Source organism: Paenibacillus cellulositrophicus (genome assembly GCF_009363095.1).
GTDB classification, from domain to species: Bacteria; Bacillota; Bacilli; order Paenibacillales; family Paenibacillaceae; genus Paenibacillus_AQ; species Paenibacillus_AQ favisporus.
The window spans coordinates 828,130-844,176 of the sequence record NZ_CP045296.1 but is presented as its reverse complement, the minus strand read 5'-3'; the positions used below and the strand labels follow the sequence as shown (position 1 = coordinate 844,176).

Sequence of the window (16,047 nt, the reverse complement as noted above, 5' to 3'; positions counted from 1 at the left end):
CTCCTGCTTATGGGCTGGTCGGCACCTCTACGGGTATTCCGCCGGACTGATGCGATCGGATAGCCGCTTCGATGACTTCCTGTGCGGCGAGCGCATCCGAGCCTGAAGCCTCGATGTCTTCGGGGGAAGCTCCTCCCTTGATCTGTTCGATAAAGCGGTTGATCCGGTGCTTGAATGTGTCATCAAACCCCTGCATCCCGCCGAACAATGGATTGCGCAGCACCGTAAGTTCATCCGATTGATGCGGATAATACGTCATGCTCTCATAGACGTTGTCGATGACGATCCGGCCTGCGGTGCCGGCCGCTTCACAGAACTCGATCGGGTGGCGCATGGAGGCGTCGTAACTGCCGGTTAGATGACCGACTGCTCCTGAATCGAACTCCATGTTGACCGAAACGGTCGACCACGAATTCCGCCCCGGCGCTTTCGTCATGAATGCCTGCACCCGCTTCACGTCGCCAGCGAAGTAGCGCATGACGTCGATGGAATGCGGATGCAGCGCACGCATGTGCAGCCACTCCGTATCCTCCTGCCGGTTCGAAATGGTTAGCCGCATGTTCATATACAGCATGGAACCAAGCTTCCCTTGTTCGATGAGTTCCTTAGCTTTGTACGCAGCAGGTGTAAAGCGGTGATTCAGGTTGCAGGCTAGCCTTACGCCTTTTTCCCGGGCGAGGGCGACCATGCTGCGGGCCTCTTCGATCCGGTTCGATATTGGTTTCTCGACGAGCACGTCTTTTCCTGCTTCGATCGCGATAACGGCAGGCTCGAAATGATGGCTCCCTTTCTCAACTCCCGCCGTCGCCACGGCCACCATATCCACAGATTCTGCGGCGAGAAGTTCACGCAGATCCGTATAGAAAGGAACGCCATGCTCGAGTCCCGCCGCTTCAGCGCGGTCCGGCATAAGGTCGCATACGGCGACTAGCTCCGTATCCGGGTGCTGCTTGTATGCCCGGCAGTGAATCTTGCCAATATGATTCACACCGACGACAGCAACCCTGATCATCGGGATTCCGCCTTTTCCTTCGCCTGCAGCGAACGCGCCTTTTTGATGGAACCGATGTGAAGGGAATCATATACTTCCTGGGACGAGGTGAATTTCTTGCCTGTTCCATGCCAATTCAAATTGGTATAGATCGGGTTGACTCTTTGGGTCTCCTGCTCTCTCCTGGCAATGTGATCCTCCATCCGTTTCGTAAGCAGCGCAACGACATCCGGCTCCTGCTCCGCGACATTATGATTTTCTTCGGGATCGAGAATGAGATTATACAGCTCCACCTCAGGCTTGAAATGGAAATCCGGTTCAAGCGCCCGGATCAGCTTCCATTCCGGTGTGCGCCAGCCATGCTTGCGCATCCAAGTGCACTCGGTGATATAAAATTCGCTGATCCGGTCCCGCTCTTCGCCAGCGATCGTCTTTCGCAGACTGCGACCGTCGAACTTCGTCTCCACGGGAAGCTCAAGGAGATCCAGAACCGTCGGCATCACGTCCGAAATGACCGTGACGTCTGATACCCGCTTACCGGCCGGCACGCGGCCAGGAAACTTGATGATGAGCGGGACGACCAACGTGCAGTCGTACATCCCATGATGGTCGAAATAACAGTCGTGCTCATACAGCGTCTCTCCGTGATCGGCGGTGATGATCACAAGCGTGTCATCCTCCAGGCCCATCGCGCTGAGCTTGGCAAAAATGGTTTGAATGCAGGCATCCATATAGGCGACGGCCCCGTCATACTGCGCGGTGACGTATTCCTGGTCGGTGACGCCTTCCGGAATCCATGATTTCAAAAAGTCGGCAAACGGTTTGAACGCGTAGACCGGTTCCATGGAGCGGTTGCCGGGATCCTTTTCGTCACTGCCGTAGAACATTCGTTCATACGGCGCGGGCGGCAAGTAAGGAGAATGAGGATCCATGTGCCGCAAAAAGAGGAAGAACGGTTTGTTGTCCGCAGCCAAACGTTCCAGCTCCGGTACGGCCACTTCGTTCAGATTTTGCGCTTTGGGCGTTCTTCCCGTCTCATCGGGCTGCCAAGCCTCGTAATCCAGATACGTCTCGAATCCGCGCGAGGACGGGTTGCCGGTGAAACCGATGCATGTCGTGTTATAACCTTGATCGCCCAGCGTTTCGGCCAAAGTCTGCACATGATCGCCTAATGGGCCTTCATGGCGGAGCGCCACGACGTCCGTTCCGAATACGTCCATCCCTGTCAGCATAGACGCATAGGCCGGAGTGGTCGGAATGCTGGGACTGAAATGCTTCTCGAACAGGACGCCATCCTTCGCTACGCGGTCGATATATGGGGTCGTCAGCTTTTCGTAACCATAGGAGCTCATATGATCGCGCCGAAGGCTGTCGATGCCGAAAATAATGACGTTTGGCTTACGCTTAGGCTCATTCTTACGCTTACGGTTGCTCATGTCGATTGAGTTCACTCCTTACCAAATATGGATTTATCGCGCACCCAAGTTCTTGAGGATCGCGTTCAAGTAGCCGTACGACTCAGCCGCAACGATGGATACCTGCGCCAGTGAATGCTCCGGTGAAGCGCCGATGACCTCTAACACGACCGGGCCATCGTATCCGCCGTCGACCATGGCTTTGCAGTACCCGTACAAATCGATGTCTCCTCTTCCGCACGCCTGCAGTTCGATTGGACCAGGGCCTTGTTCCTTCCCCAGGCAGTCACGGATATGGATGTGTTTCACTCGATTTAACACGGCTGGAAGCGCCACTTCGGCTTGCTCGCCGGCGCGGTGAATATGGCTCGGGTCCATATCAGTGCCGAACGCCGGAGATGGAACCTCTTCCATGGCCCGCAGCGTTGTCGGCGTATTGTGGATCGCGTTGCCTACATGGGCTTTGACGCACAGCGTTACGCCAAATGACGCTGCCTTCTCAGACATACTGGCCAGCTTATCGATCGATGCGGCGAGGTCTTCTTCGACATTCATCTTGCCCCCTGGACCGACGTTCACGATCGGGATCTTCATCTCGGCGGCCGCTTCGAATGCAGGAAGCAGCCGCTGCTCATCGAGCGATGCCACTTCCGTCGAAAGGAGGGACAGGCCGTTCTCTTGTACGATTTCGAGCAGCTCGTTCTTCTGCTCCTTCCAGCGGCTAAGGTCCAGATGTTCGCACATCCCCTGGATGGCGGCAATCTCGACTCCGTCGTAACCGCAGAGTGCGATTTGCTTTGCCGCTTCCGCAAAGCTGAAATGCTTGAATAATACGGAATTGACCCCTAACTTGATCATCTCGGGTTTTCCTCCTTGGTCTTCGAATATTCGAATAATGGATATAATCCAGATTTCTTACTTCAAGTACAGCGGATCACCATGCAGCGGCGGCAGCGGATGCGGCCGAACGACTTCACCGCCGAGTTCGTAGGACTCCTGAACCGCATGTACGTATTCCAATACGGCCAGTGCATCGCGGCCGCTGGCGCGCAGCTGGTCCTGAGACACTTTGTTCTCTACATCCTCCAGGAAGGCGTGCAGCCGGTTGTTGAACGTCCGGTTAAAATCGTTAGTGCCGAAATCGGTGACGACCGGCTCCGGTTGAACGCTGATCGCAGCGATGCCCTTCTCCGCTTTCCAGAATGAAACCTTCTCGACGCAATTTTCGATGCAGAAGGTCCCCTTGGATCCAGCCACCTCCAGGCTCCACCAGCCGCCGATCCCATACACCGCATCGCCCCGCTGGCTCAGCAGATACCCGACTCCGCCGTTCGCAAACTTGACATGAATGCTGTTGATGGACACCATCACGTCACCGGCGCTGCGGCGGAACCCCGGCCGGTCCGAGAACGTTTGAATGTGGGTGATATCCCCGCAGAAATGCCGCATTACACTAAACGGATGCGTCAGAAACGCCCGCATGTGAAAATACGGATGTCCGCTTATTTTCGCTGAGCCGGCGGGAGCATAATTCGCTTCGCCGCCGTTGAAGCCCATTTTGGCGAGGCAGTACACAAGCTCGCCGATTTCTCCGCCGTCCATGTAAGCCCTCGCCTTCTCGGCAGGGGCGGTGAAATAATGATTCAGGTTGCATCCGAGATACACCTTCTGCTTCTCAGCGAAGGCCACCAGTTCGCGGCCTTCGCGGACATCATTGCACAGCGGCTTTTCGACGAGCACATGCTTGCCGTAACCGATCGCTTCCATCGCCGGTTCGAAATGCCAGCTTCCGTTATCGATCCCTCCGGTCGTAATGTCCACGACCTGCAAATCCGGCTCGTTCTCGATCATGTCCTTCAAGCTGTAATAGGCTTTGACGCCGTATCTCTCCGCAGCGGCATCCGCGCGTTCCCGAACGACGTCGCATACCGCTACAACATCCGCCAATTCGTCGTCCTTATAACAATTAGCGTGGTTATTCCCGATTCCATTCATGCCGACGATTCCGATTTTGACCGCCATTTCCTCATCCCTTTCACCCGTTATTCATTCGTTGCTCCACAATTAGAAGATCTGTAACCGTTTTCTAATAACATCATAATCCCCGTGATTTCCTGATTCATGGTCGATCGGGACAGAAACTGTACCGATCCGGACGATTTGTGTTGCACATTTATCCGGGTCATTCTTCTAGCCTTTGACCGCCCCTGCCGTCATCCCCGCCACGATTTTCTTGTTAAAGAAAATAAAGAGGATGAGCGGCGGGATCGAGATCAGCACGATGTCCGCAAACAGCAAGTTCCACGATGTCGTGAACCGGCTCATGAAATTGTACAGCGTCAGCTGGATCGTGGCGTTGTCCGCGCCGGGGAAAAAGTAAAGCGGATTGACAAAATCGTTAAACACATTGATGGACGTCAGTACGATCACAGTCGAGGTCACCGGCTTCAATAGCGGAAAAATGATGCTCAAAAATAACCGGCCGCCACCGCATCCGTCGATCAAAGCGCTCTCATCGACTTCACGGGGGAGCGTCGCCACAAACGCTTTGTACAGAATCGCCGCAAACGGAAAATGCAGAGCGACTTCGATAAGCATGATTCCCGCCAGCGTCTTGAACAAACCGATGGAATCAAGCACCCAGATCGTCGGCACGATAGCCGGCGGGATCATCAGCCCGGCGAGCACAAGAAAATTAATGAAGGAGGACGTCCTCCCTCCTTCCCTGCGCTGCAGCACAAAGCCGGCCATCGCCGCCACAATAACGAGGATGCTGATGGACAGGACGGTGAGCAGCGTGCTGTTGATGAATGCGCGGATCAGCATGTAATCCGAAGCAGTCAGGACGGCTTTATAATTGTCCAGGAAATGAAAGCTGCTCGGCCAAGCCATGCTCATATCCGCGGATTCCGCCTGATTCTTAAGCGAGTTGATGATGACAAAGTAAAAGGGAATCCAAAAGATCAAGGTACTCAGAATAAGTGCCACGATACCCATCGTGATTTTCCTCACCCGTTTGGATAGTCTGCCGTCAGCGCGCTCGCTCCTGCTTCCGCGGATGCCCTTGATCATGTGATTGCTGCTTATACCTTTGCTCATAAGTTCACCTCGCTTTTCGTCAGGAACTTATAGAGCGGGAACGCCAGCACCGAGACAGCGATGAACAAGATCACGTTACCGGCCGTAGCGAGCCCATAAAAACCGGCCTGGTACTGCTTGTAAATAATCGAGGCGATCAGGTCGGTCGTAAAACCGGGTCCCCCCTTCGTCATCGCCCAAATCAAATCGAAGGAGCGCAGGCCGCCGATGAACGCAAGGATAATGACGGAGTTCATGGCCGGCCGGCTCAGCGGCAGCGTAATATTCCAAAAAGCGGAATAGTTGTTCCCTCCGTCGATCTTTAAAGCCTCGTAATACTCCTGGGGAATCGCCGATATTCCTGCGATGTAGATGACCGTCGCGACGCCGACGCCCTTCCAGACATCGACCATCGCAACGGACAATAACGCGATTTTCGTATTGCCCAGCCAATCCGGACCGGTGATGCCCAGAGAGGCCAGGACGGTGTTGAACATCCCGTGCGAAGGGTGCATCATCGTGGAGAATGCGATCCCCACAGCGATCGTACTTAGCAAGGTCGGAAAGAAGATAACCGAACGCAAATAGTTTTTGAACAGAATCCTTGACGTAAGGAAGGCACCGAGCAGAAGACCAAGCACGACTTTTAACCCGCAGGTCACGACGGCGTACACAAGCGTGTTACGGAAACCGATGCTCAGCGACGTTTCGGAGAAAAACGTAGCATAGTTCTCAAAGCCGATATACGTCCATTTCGTTAAGGTCCATCTCGTCATGCTGAAGAAAAACGACAGGATGGTAGGGAGCAAATAAAAGACGAAGTAAATGATGCCGGCTGGCAGTAAAAAGAAATACGAATACGTTCTCATCTTGGTTTTGGTCATGAAGTTCTCCTTTCTCGGCGGTTACCAGCCAGGAAGGTTCAACTGCTGCGCCTGTTTCTCCACGTCCTTGTCGTAGTCTTCGGCCCCTTTTTTGCCTGTGCTGATGCCGCTGCCGACGGCGACCGTGATGTTTTCGAGGTTCGGCCCTTTGACCGGGGAGACGAATTCAAGCGCCGGAGCAGTGTGCCCCTCGTCGAAATAATGCTGCATGTCTTTTACGGCACCGTAAGAATCGTCCGGCAGTGTGGCGCCTTTGATCACGTATGGACCCGCCGCTTTCACCTTGGAAGCGAACACGGCCTGCCCTTCCGAAGAGACAAAATAGTCCAACCATTTCTTTGCCGCGTCGGCGTTTTTGGTGTCTTTGTTGATATACAGGCCGCTCGGCATCCATATGGTCAGCCCGTTTATGTCCGCGCTGTCGCTCGGCTGGGCAAAAAATCCGATGTCGTCGATCTGGTCCGGCGTATTGGCCATGATCGTATCGAGTCCGCTGGACAGCATCGGGTAATGCACGCCTTCGCCGGTGGCCAGCATTTTCAGTGCCACATCATAGGTCGTTGCCAGAAAATCCTTATTCATATAGCCCTTCTTGTACACTTCTTCGATCTTTTCGAAGCCGCGGAGCGCCGCAGGTGTGGTTGCATACTTGACCTTGTTGGCCGTGTAATCCGTCGCGAAATTCGGAACCTGCGCCTTTACGTTATAAAAGTCGGCTAGCACAAACAACTGTGAAGTCCAAGTATCCTTGTAGGAAGCGAGCACGGCGGTTTTACCGGCTGCTTTGATCTTTTCGTTGTTGGCCATGAACTCATCCCATGTTTTCGGTACGGACAGGCCAAGGTCAGCGTAAACCTTTTTGTTGTAGAGAATGCCCCCTGCATTGGTAGAGCCCACCGGGGCGCCGTAAACTTTACCGTTGGATGTGACGACCGTCTTAAAGGAATCCAGCACATTGGCCATAAAAGGTTCGTTCGTTACATCCATAAAGTGCTCTTCCGGATTTAGCGCCAGAAAAAGCGATCCGGTGTTATATACGAGCAGATCATCCATATCGCCGGTGGCCAGGCGCGTCTTGACCAGATTGTCGCCTTCCCCGCCGTCCGGTTTAATATCGAATTCGATAGCGATATTGAGCTTTTTCTCAGCCTCCGCCGCTACGGCTTTCAGTGCCTCCAGGGTTGTACCTGTGTTGCCGACCATCAATGTCAGCGTCGTCTTTTTCGAAGTTGAACCGGCGGTTCCGGTATCACCTTCGGCGGCATTGCCCCCTCCCCCGCAGCCTGCAAGCAGCGTCATCATTAACACGATACTGGTAACGAATGCAAGCGGTTTGCTCTTCGTCATCTTCATGATTACACAACCTCCCTAACTGATTCCTTCATTGGATCCTGCGGATTGCTCAAAGGTTGAATGCGCTTTCGATGGGAGAAACGATGCAGCATCAAGGGCCCGGGTTCCCTCGTAAGTTAAGATTAGATGGATTACGGATGGGTGAACACCTGTGCTTTTGCCCATTTTTAGGGGGTGAATTTTCTTTTTTGCATTTGAGCGTATGTTTTAGGGGGGGCGCCGACAATTCGTTTGAATACTTGGCTGAAATGCTTTGGATCCTCATAGCCGACAAGTCTGCTGACATCCGTGATGCGGGCTCCCTCACTCAACAGCGTTTTGGCTGCTTCGATCCGGTGCCTGATCAAATAGTCTGAGAAGGTGTACCCCGTCTGGGTTTTAAACAGGCGTGACAAATAACCGAGGCTTACGTGATGTTCCGCGGCAAACTGCTGAAGTGAAAGATCATGCTCATAATTCGAATGGATATGATTTAACAGAATGGGGACAAGTTCCTTGGGTTTCTGATCAAAAGGTGTCTGCCCGCCGAACAGCCCGAATACTTTATGGGTAAGCCAGCCGGACAATTCGTCATACGTAGTGAATTCGTGAAGTACATGCATGTCGTCATGGAGCGCGGCGATTCGGGTGTCCCGGTTAGAAGAAGCATGAAGGTTATATTTGAGCGAATAGAAAAGATCACTAATGAACAACGTCAGCTGCTTCAAAGTCAGTTGATGATGCTTTAATTCATGAACTATACTCTGAATCGTATCTTTCCCCTTTTGGATTTCTCCCTGTCTCATAAAATTTTGGAGCAGCCTGGCACGATCCCATATTTCGCCGATTTCAGCCTCTACAGTGCATGTGTCTGGCGTTACGTATGTGGACATCCCGAACTTCCTCTGCTCCTCAATCATTTTGTTCAATGCCGTATAGCTGGAGTGCAGGGACTCCCCTTTCTTCTTGATGACGTACCCCATGTGCACTTGAATTCCGGAACGGATCAATTGTTGATAGAGCATTTGAAGGCAGGACGTACAGTATGCAATAAGATGTTCATCCTCTAAGGCTGCAAGCAGAACTTTCCGCTTCGCGCCAACGTCAATGCAGTAGAAGTCTTGTTCCCGCAGCCGCTTGTGAAATACCGATCGTGCGCTGCCTAGCGCCGTATCCTTCCCACCCTCTTCCGAAGCAAGGCCATTGGTTTGCAGTAATGCTGCGAAATACAGACTCCCGGTAACAGATGCCGTATACTCATTCACCGGGGTCTCTGAAGACAAAAGCATCTGTGTGACGGCTGCATGCATACGTTCGGTTTTTCTTTGCGTATCGTGTGTAATTTGAAGAAGCGTTTGGTCAATGGCCGCGTATAAAACCTCCTTGCGGACAGGCTTCAGCAAATAGTCAATGACTCCCATTTTCATCCCCTGCTGGGCATAGGTAAACTGGTCATGCACGCTCAGCACGATCGCTTTGAGGTCTGGGTGGACGCCGATTAACGCTTTGATCAATTCCAGCCCGTCCATACCCGGCATCGTGATGTCGGTCAATACCAGGTCGGGCGTGTTCTCATAGGCTGCGGCCAACGCTTCATCCCCGCTGCCGAATGCAAAAATGCGGTGCTCCGTTTCATAGATCCGGAACAGCTCGACGAGCTCCGCAAGCGCCCAATGCTCATCCTCCACCAGAAATATATTCATCCGTGGCATCCTCCTTATTCCAGTTGTCGTGATCCATAAACGGTAAGGTGATCCGGACGGTCGTCCCTCCGCCCTGGCTGCTCTCGAGCTCCATCCCGTATTCGGCCCCATAGAACAGCCGGATCCGTTCACGGATATTGCTGAGTCCGATCCCATACGGCCGGTCTTGAATGCGGCTCGAATGTGCAGTATGCAGGAGTGCACTCCGCAGCCCTTCCAGCTGCTCCTTGTCCATGCCTTTACCGTTATCGGACACCTCGATGACGAACGAGCTGCCGTTTTGCATCGCCCGAAGGTCAATCCTTCCGCCGGACTTCATGTTGCCCAATCCATGAATGATGGCGTTTTCGATTAGAGGCTGTATCGTTAATTTCAATACAGATGCATGAAGCAGATGATCAGGGACGGACACGTGAAGCTCGAACCTGCTGCCGAACCGGTGATGCTGGATGTTCATGTAATTTTCGATATGGTTCAGTTCCTCCTGAAGGGGGACCGGGTGCTGCAAATTTTTCATGCTGTACTGGAACAGCTCTGCGAGCGATTCCGACATTTCGGCAACCTCCTCGATGCCCCGGACACGGCTGATCGACTTCATGATGTTCAGGGTGTTGTACAAAAAATGAGGATTGATCTGCGCCTGCAGCGCCGATAACTGGGCATTTTTCTCCGCCAATTTGGATTCGTATACTTCGCTGATCAAGCGGGAAATGCTGTCCAGCATGTTGTTGTAAATCCGGCTGAGCCTGCTGATTTCGTGATTTCCTGTTACGGACATGTATTGGCTGAAATCGCCCTGCTCGACCCGCGTCATTTTCTTCATCAAGTTACGCAGCGGAATCGTGATCTGGTGAGACAAAAGATAAGACACGAGGGCGATCAGCACTGTGGCGAGCAGCCCGGCAAGAGCGAGAATATATTGCGACTTTTTCTGCTTGGACAGTAAAAAATCTTTCGGCGTAAGAATGACCGTATTCCATTTGGTATAATCCGAATGCTCGATCGTGTACAGGTATCGCTGCCCCATCCACGTCAGTTCCCCCGAGTGAGGCGATTTCTGAAATGCGGACTTGTCCAGTCCCGAATGGGTGTTTCCGGTAAGTTCATCCTTGCCGTCGTAAACGATGTCACCCTCGTCCGTAACGATGAGAACCCTCATGCTCCGTTCAAATTCGTTGGCATCGGACATGACGAGCATGTCGTTAATAACGTTCACATTGATGTTAATCTTCATATACGCGAGGGTGTCCCGATAAGGGATGCGGTTGATATTTCGCACGAATGAGATGACCTTCTCCTTGCGGTCTCCCCCGGTATTTTCCTCAGAGACAGGGAGTAAAATGAACTTGTTTGTCATGATTTCGGCTGTCCGGGGATACCAGATTTCATCTTCCAGATGAAAACTGACCTTAGGTCCGCTGGCTTTCGATACAAAATACGCATTATGGTCCAAAGTAAACAGGTAAATGCTCTGCAATTGGGATCTCGACTGTAAATGCGTGAACAGCCGATTGTTGATTGTGAGTTCGATTTCGTTCTGCTCCACAGGATCGTTGGAGTGGTAATGATCGATCAGGCTGCTTTGGATGATGGAATCCCCGATGATTGACACGGATAATTTTTCAATGTCCTGTACATACAGCTCGAACGTCCTGCTGAACTGCCTCGTAATCGTATCCGATAGTGCGAACGTTTGGCTTTTGATATCGCTTACATTTTTGTAGTCAAACATCAGGCAGGTCAGCGTCACAATAAACAGGGATACCGCCGAGAATGCGATAAACATTTTTGTTTTCAGCAAATAGTCGTTCCACCGTTTGATAGGGCTCTCCTCCCTTTATCCATGCCATGTTCTTGTGGAAATCCTTGTGTAAATCCTCCGGTTTCAGATCGTTCTGATCATATCACCACCTTCCTCCAAATACTTCCGGCTGTCTTTCTTTGGATGCCTATGCGCCGGATGATTGTCCTGTATTCGCTAACCGCCGTCTGGAACCCTTGTCACGCAAAAAAACGAATGCCAGGTGGCATCCGTCCCTTATGGAAGCTGTGTGAGTGGCAGCAAAAATGAACAACATCCGCCTTTGAATGTGAAGCAAGAATCGTTATGATGCGCTTTTTTTATGGGTAAGGAATAGACCCGGGATGCAGATTATCGCAAGGACAACAGCGGATACTAAAAATCCTGTATGATAACCCTGTAATCCGTTCGCTATCGTTGGCTGCATTCCTTGGAGGGCCGCTGCGACGACGGTTACAATAACCGCTGAGCCAAAGCTTGATCCCAGGTTTTCAATCATATTGATCCCGACACCTGCTTGCGGAAGTTGTTTGCTGTCCAGTCCTGTATAAGCGTCACTCGTAAGCGGAAGCATAATGCCTCCAAAACTGGTACCCCGGATGAACAATACGATGGAAATCCAGATCATGCTTGTATGATCGGTGATAAAGATCAGCGGAATGGAACCAATAAGCGAAATGACAAGGCTGACCAGAACTACGTATTTCGCGCCGATCCGATCAATCATTTTTCCGATCAGCGGCCGTGTAATGAGCATCCCGACGCCTTGGGGAATTAACGCAAGCGCTGCCTCAATGGCGGTAAAATGCCGGAAGTTTTGGAAGAACAACGGCAGGATGATCATCGGACCCATGACGGCAATATTCGCCAAAAACAAACCGATACTCGCAGCCGTGAAGCTCTTGTGTGCAAACAGATTCAACGGAAGCACGGTTTGATTTTTTCGGTTCCGATTATATACGAAGTAAATGACGGCTAAGGCAAGACCCATGCCCACCCACAGGATCGTTTCCCGATTGTTAAAGGATGCATGGTCCGCTGCTTTCGTAATGCCGTATATCAGGGCCGCACTCATGAAGGACAAATCAATAATTCCAAAAACATCGAGTTTACTGTCTTTGTCAAACGGTTCAAAGTCGGGAATCTTTTTCACCATCAGGGGCGCAGCAATCAGAACGATAAACACGTTGATAAAGAATATCCAATGCCAAGACGCGCCTTGAACGATAAAGCCTCCGATGACTGGCCCTAGGATTGGTCCAAAAATCATAGGCGTGCTGACGATGGCCATCACTTTCCCCACATTTTCAGGACCTGCTGTTTTAACCAATAGGGTTGACATGAGCGTCGTTATGATTCCCGCGCTGAATCCTTGAAGCAGACGAAAAAAGATGAAACTGGAAATATCCCAGCTTACACCTACTAACACAGAAATGACACCAAAAGCGATGACTGCTCCGATAAAGATTTTCTTTCCGTTACATGTATTCATAAGCCATCCGGATACTGGAACCGCAATCGCAAGGGCTAAAACATACCCGGTAATGGACCATTGAACGATATCCAATGTCGTATTGAAGTCCTTGGTTAGTTGGTCAATGGCGATGTTCACCATCGTCGAGTCCAGCATGGGGGCAATGGCTCCGAGGGCAATCGCCCAGGCGGCAATAAGCATTTCTTTGGGTAATCCTGATTCCTTGGCTTTAACTTTTGCCATGTTCATCACCTCACCATAGAAGGTTGTTTGTTTCCTTGTCAACAATAACGCAACTTTGTTTCCCTGTCAACAAAATAATCATAACAAAAAAGCAGCCATGCTCAATAGAGCACGACTGCCTGCGATTTCTTTATTCATTATTCGAATGGGTCCATCTTAATGAATACTAATACCCTGTTTCATAATTTCCGCATCCAAATGCCTGCTGTACGCTTGGATGAAGCGAAGCATAGCGTCAAATTGCTCCTCGGTTACCTGCTCAAACACGGCTTGATCCCGCTCTTGAAACTCTTGGTGCAGTTCCTCATGGATGTTATAAATGAACTTCCCCTGTTCCGTAAGCCTAAAATAGATTTCTTTTTTGTTATCCGGCTTCTGGTAGCTTTCGATCAGGCCTTTTTCCATAAGCTTCTTCGTTAATTTACTTAGGGCACCTCTCGTCATATAAAGGGATTCCGCAAGTTTGGTTACGTTGGGATCGTCGTTTTTTCCGATGGCTTCGATGCAATGGACTTCAGAAGGCTTATACCCTTTAAGGCTGTCTTCCATCTTGGATTTATTAAGCCAAGCCATCTTGTTAAATAAGTCCCTGAAATCCATCATGACCTGTTCTTGTTTATTCATGGACTGCCCTCCCGCCCGTTGGAGCATGACCCTATTATATGGAGATTTTGTTTCTATTTCAACAATATCGGCGGCTATGCAAGCATTTGGCTAACTATTTGATCAGGGAGGCTCTCAATTGAACGCCAAATTCCAAATACCCTTTTAAACAAGTCAACATATAGACCCATCCTTCTTTATTATCCACGAATTGACGTATCCAGTCCTGCTCGTTTTCGTTAAACCCTTCTTCCGTCACCTCGACGATACTTTCGGAAATCCCCGATTCAGCAATCGTAATGGTAACTTCATGCCCTTCTCCATCGGCGCCCCATTGAAACACGATTTTTTGGTTTTCTTTGATTTCCATGATCTTGATATCGCCCCGAGCATCGTATTCGTCGTATCTTAATGTAATCATTTTGCCTTGTTCCCATCTTTCAGAGCTTGAAGTAAACCAGAAATTCCCTATTTTAGCTGGATCAACGAAAGCTTCAAACACTTCACTGACCGGTTTGCCGATCTTCATTTTGGTAACGTTGTTCATGCGTCCCATTTCCTTTCATTTTGGAGTTTGTCCACATCATTATAGCCTGATTTCTCATTTCATTCATGATACTCGGGATGTTGATGGCGCTCGCATCCGAACAAGTAACAGCTGGACCGCAAGGAAGTATCGTATTTCATGGGAGGAATATAGCCTCTTGTAATACGCTGGAGCAGCCCCTCATACGCCATCTGTTCCTCAGCCAGTTTCTGAATATACTCGGCCTTCTCATCCTCCGTCCAATCGTCGTCAAACACGTCTTTGTCCGCCTCGCGGATTTCCTCAGCTTTTTGCTGAATGACTTCATCAAGGATTTCATGTGCGCGCCTTGCATCATTGATTTTCAGTAAAGCGTACACAAAGCGGCTGATCCACTCGGGTATCTTCCAGTATAACTTCCATCCTTTTTCAAACCATTCAACAGCCTGCTCAAAACAGCCCAATTCAACATACAATTCCGCCATTTCGACCTGGCCGACAAATTCTTCGTCTTCTTCGGAAAAGGCATCCAGTTTCGCTTTAGCTTCCTCCGTTCTTCCCAGTTCAATCAAGCACTTAATGTGGCTGTGCATCGCATAATCAGAGGGCTGAGCACTACGCTGAAAATAGTCGGCAGCGCTCTGAATATCTCCCAAATGATATTTCGCGATCGCCAGGTTATTGTACGCTTCCTCCGAAGGCTGAATCGCCAAGGATCGGGCCAGCATATCCGATGCTTCCCGCCACTTTTTCATGACGACATAAACCTCACCCAACAAATTATATGGAAAATATGATCCCGGTTTCTTAGCGACGACCTCTTGGAGCAATGCCAAGGCTGCCTCGTGATCTTCCTCTTCATGCACATAGATCCACGCAAGATTGGTCAAAGACTGAACGTCCCGTGACTCTTCTACAGCTTGTTTGAAAAGCGATAGCGCTTCATCGTATTTGTTTTGTTCTAGGCACGCGATGGCCTTTTGATTCGTATTCAAACAGTGATTTCTCCTTTGGGCTTAGGTAATAGACATCATGCAGCATATCAGCCGCTACACAAAAATGTTATGCTCTATATTCCTTTGTGACAAGATAAAAAATGATTAAAGATAGAATGAACTAAATATAGCCAAACAAGGAAAAAGCTCCCGTAGCCGGAAGCTTTAATCGCCAAGTCCATCCTCTAGCGCGGATGACTCATCATTGTTCAGTTGAAACCGCCGTTAACGCGAATTGTCTGTCCCGTAATCCACCGTGCTTTGTCACTGACCAGCAGCTCGACCGCATTCGCAATGTCCTCCACTTCTCCAAGTCGACCGAAGGCGTTCATGCGGCGAAAGGAATCGATCAGTTCCTCGGATTTTCCGTTCAAGAACAGATCAGTTGCTACTTGTCCGGGGGCAATGGTGTTAATCGTGATTCCTTTAGGGCCGAATTCTTTGGCCAATTGACGGGTGATCTGCTCTACGGCACCCTTGGTTGCCGCGTATATGCTGTAACCCGGGAGCATGGCTCCTGCAACCGAAGTTGAAAAATTGATGATCGTCCCGCCTTGCGCCATATGCAAGTTCGCTTGCTGACAAGCGAAGTACGTTCCTTTCACGTTGATATCGAAATGCCGGTCAAACATTTCTTCCGTCACTTCCGCGATTGGTGCCAGTCCCATGATCCCGGCATTGTTGACCAGAATGTCCAGGCGTCCAAACCGCTCCAGCGTCTCCGTGAAAAGCGCTTCGACTTCATTCAAACGGCCAACATTGGCGCGGATGGCAGCCGCTTCGCCGCCGGCCTGCTCAATCGCCTGTACCACCTCAACCGCTTTTGCCTCATTGGAGGAGTAATTCACGACGACCTTCGCGCCGGCATCTGCCAATTGTAACGCAATTTGTCTCCCGATCCCTCTCGATGCTCCAGTAACGATGGCAACTTTTCCATTCAAACTCATATCCGTTTCTCTCCTTTAGAATGTATTGGCCGTGCCGTTTCTCCCGTGCCCGACC

At 50.7% G+C, this 16,047-nt stretch carries 14 protein-coding genes; all 14 read right to left on the bottom strand.

From position 1 onward, the window contains the following. Nucleotides 1-7: 7 nt before the first annotated feature. Nucleotides 8-1,012, bottom strand: a complete 1,005-nt coding sequence (locus tag GCU45_RS33445; RefSeq protein WP_152404555.1) for a Gfo/Idh/MocA family protein — start codon at nucleotides 1,010-1,012, stop codon at nucleotides 8-10. Next, complete coding sequence (locus GCU45_RS33440; RefSeq protein WP_152404553.1) at nucleotides 1,009-2,427, bottom strand: sulfatase family protein; 1,419 nt, start codon at nucleotides 2,425-2,427, stop codon at nucleotides 1,009-1,011. The genes GCU45_RS33445 and GCU45_RS33440 overlap by 4 nt, the downstream gene beginning before the upstream one ends. Nucleotides 2,428-2,460: 33 nt before the next feature. After that, nucleotides 2,461-3,264 (bottom strand): sugar phosphate isomerase/epimerase family protein, encoded by an 804-nt coding sequence (locus tag GCU45_RS33435; protein WP_152404551.1) that lies wholly within the window; start codon nucleotides 3,262-3,264, stop codon nucleotides 2,461-2,463. A gap of 57 nt (nucleotides 3,265-3,321) precedes the next feature. Then, nucleotides 3,322-4,428 (bottom strand): Gfo/Idh/MocA family protein, encoded by a 1,107-nt coding sequence (locus tag GCU45_RS33430; protein ID WP_152404549.1) that lies wholly within the window; start codon nucleotides 4,426-4,428, stop codon nucleotides 3,322-3,324. A gap of 168 nt (nucleotides 4,429-4,596) precedes the next feature. Beyond that, a complete protein-coding gene (locus tag GCU45_RS33425; protein ID WP_152404754.1) occupies nucleotides 4,597-5,403 on the bottom strand; it encodes a carbohydrate ABC transporter permease in 807 nt (268 codons plus the stop codon). Between the two features lie 98 nt (nucleotides 5,404-5,501). Continuing rightward, nucleotides 5,502-6,368 (bottom strand): carbohydrate ABC transporter permease, encoded by an 867-nt coding sequence (locus tag GCU45_RS33420; RefSeq protein ID WP_076165466.1) that lies wholly within the window; start codon nucleotides 6,366-6,368, stop codon nucleotides 5,502-5,504. 21 nt (nucleotides 6,369-6,389) lie between these two features. After that, the gene (locus GCU45_RS33415) at nucleotides 6,390-7,721 is read right to left on the bottom strand and encodes an ABC transporter substrate-binding protein (protein WP_152404547.1); all 1,332 of its coding nucleotides are present in this window, start codon (nucleotides 7,719-7,721) and stop codon (nucleotides 6,390-6,392) included. A 167-nt stretch (nucleotides 7,722-7,888) separates the two neighbouring features. Next, nucleotides 7,889-9,403, bottom strand: coding sequence for a response regulator transcription factor (locus GCU45_RS33410; RefSeq protein WP_167527316.1), 1,515 nt, complete (start codon nucleotides 9,401-9,403; stop codon nucleotides 7,889-7,891). Further along, nucleotides 9,378-11,204: a sensor histidine kinase gene (locus GCU45_RS33405; protein ID WP_152404543.1), complete on the bottom strand. Its 1,827-nt coding sequence runs from the start codon at nucleotides 11,202-11,204 to the stop codon at nucleotides 9,378-9,380. The genes GCU45_RS33410 and GCU45_RS33405 overlap by 26 nt, the downstream gene beginning before the upstream one ends. A 304-nt stretch (nucleotides 11,205-11,508) precedes the next feature. After that, nucleotides 11,509-12,921 carry an MDR family MFS transporter gene (locus tag GCU45_RS33400; RefSeq protein ID WP_152404541.1) on the bottom strand — a complete coding sequence of 471 codons (1,413 nt, stop codon included), beginning with the start codon at nucleotides 12,919-12,921 and terminating at the stop codon, nucleotides 11,509-11,511. Between the two features lie 156 nt (nucleotides 12,922-13,077). Next, nucleotides 13,078-13,545 carry a MarR family transcriptional regulator gene (locus tag GCU45_RS33395; RefSeq protein ID WP_152404539.1) on the bottom strand — a complete coding sequence of 156 codons (468 nt, stop codon included), beginning with the start codon at nucleotides 13,543-13,545 and terminating at the stop codon, nucleotides 13,078-13,080. 94 nt (nucleotides 13,546-13,639) lie between these two features. Beyond that, nucleotides 13,640-14,071 (bottom strand): SRPBCC family protein, encoded by a 432-nt coding sequence (locus GCU45_RS33390; RefSeq protein WP_152404537.1) that lies wholly within the window; start codon nucleotides 14,069-14,071, stop codon nucleotides 13,640-13,642. A gap of 59 nt (nucleotides 14,072-14,130) precedes the next feature. After that, on the bottom strand, nucleotides 14,131-15,045 hold the full coding sequence (locus GCU45_RS33385; RefSeq protein ID WP_152404535.1) for a tetratricopeptide repeat protein: 915 nt from the start codon (nucleotides 15,043-15,045) through the stop codon (nucleotides 14,131-14,133). Between the two features lie 209 nt (nucleotides 15,046-15,254). Beyond that, the gene (locus GCU45_RS33380) at nucleotides 15,255-15,992 is read right to left on the bottom strand and encodes an SDR family oxidoreductase (protein ID WP_152404533.1); all 738 of its coding nucleotides are present in this window, start codon (nucleotides 15,990-15,992) and stop codon (nucleotides 15,255-15,257) included. Between the last annotated feature and the right edge of the window lie 55 nt (nucleotides 15,993-16,047).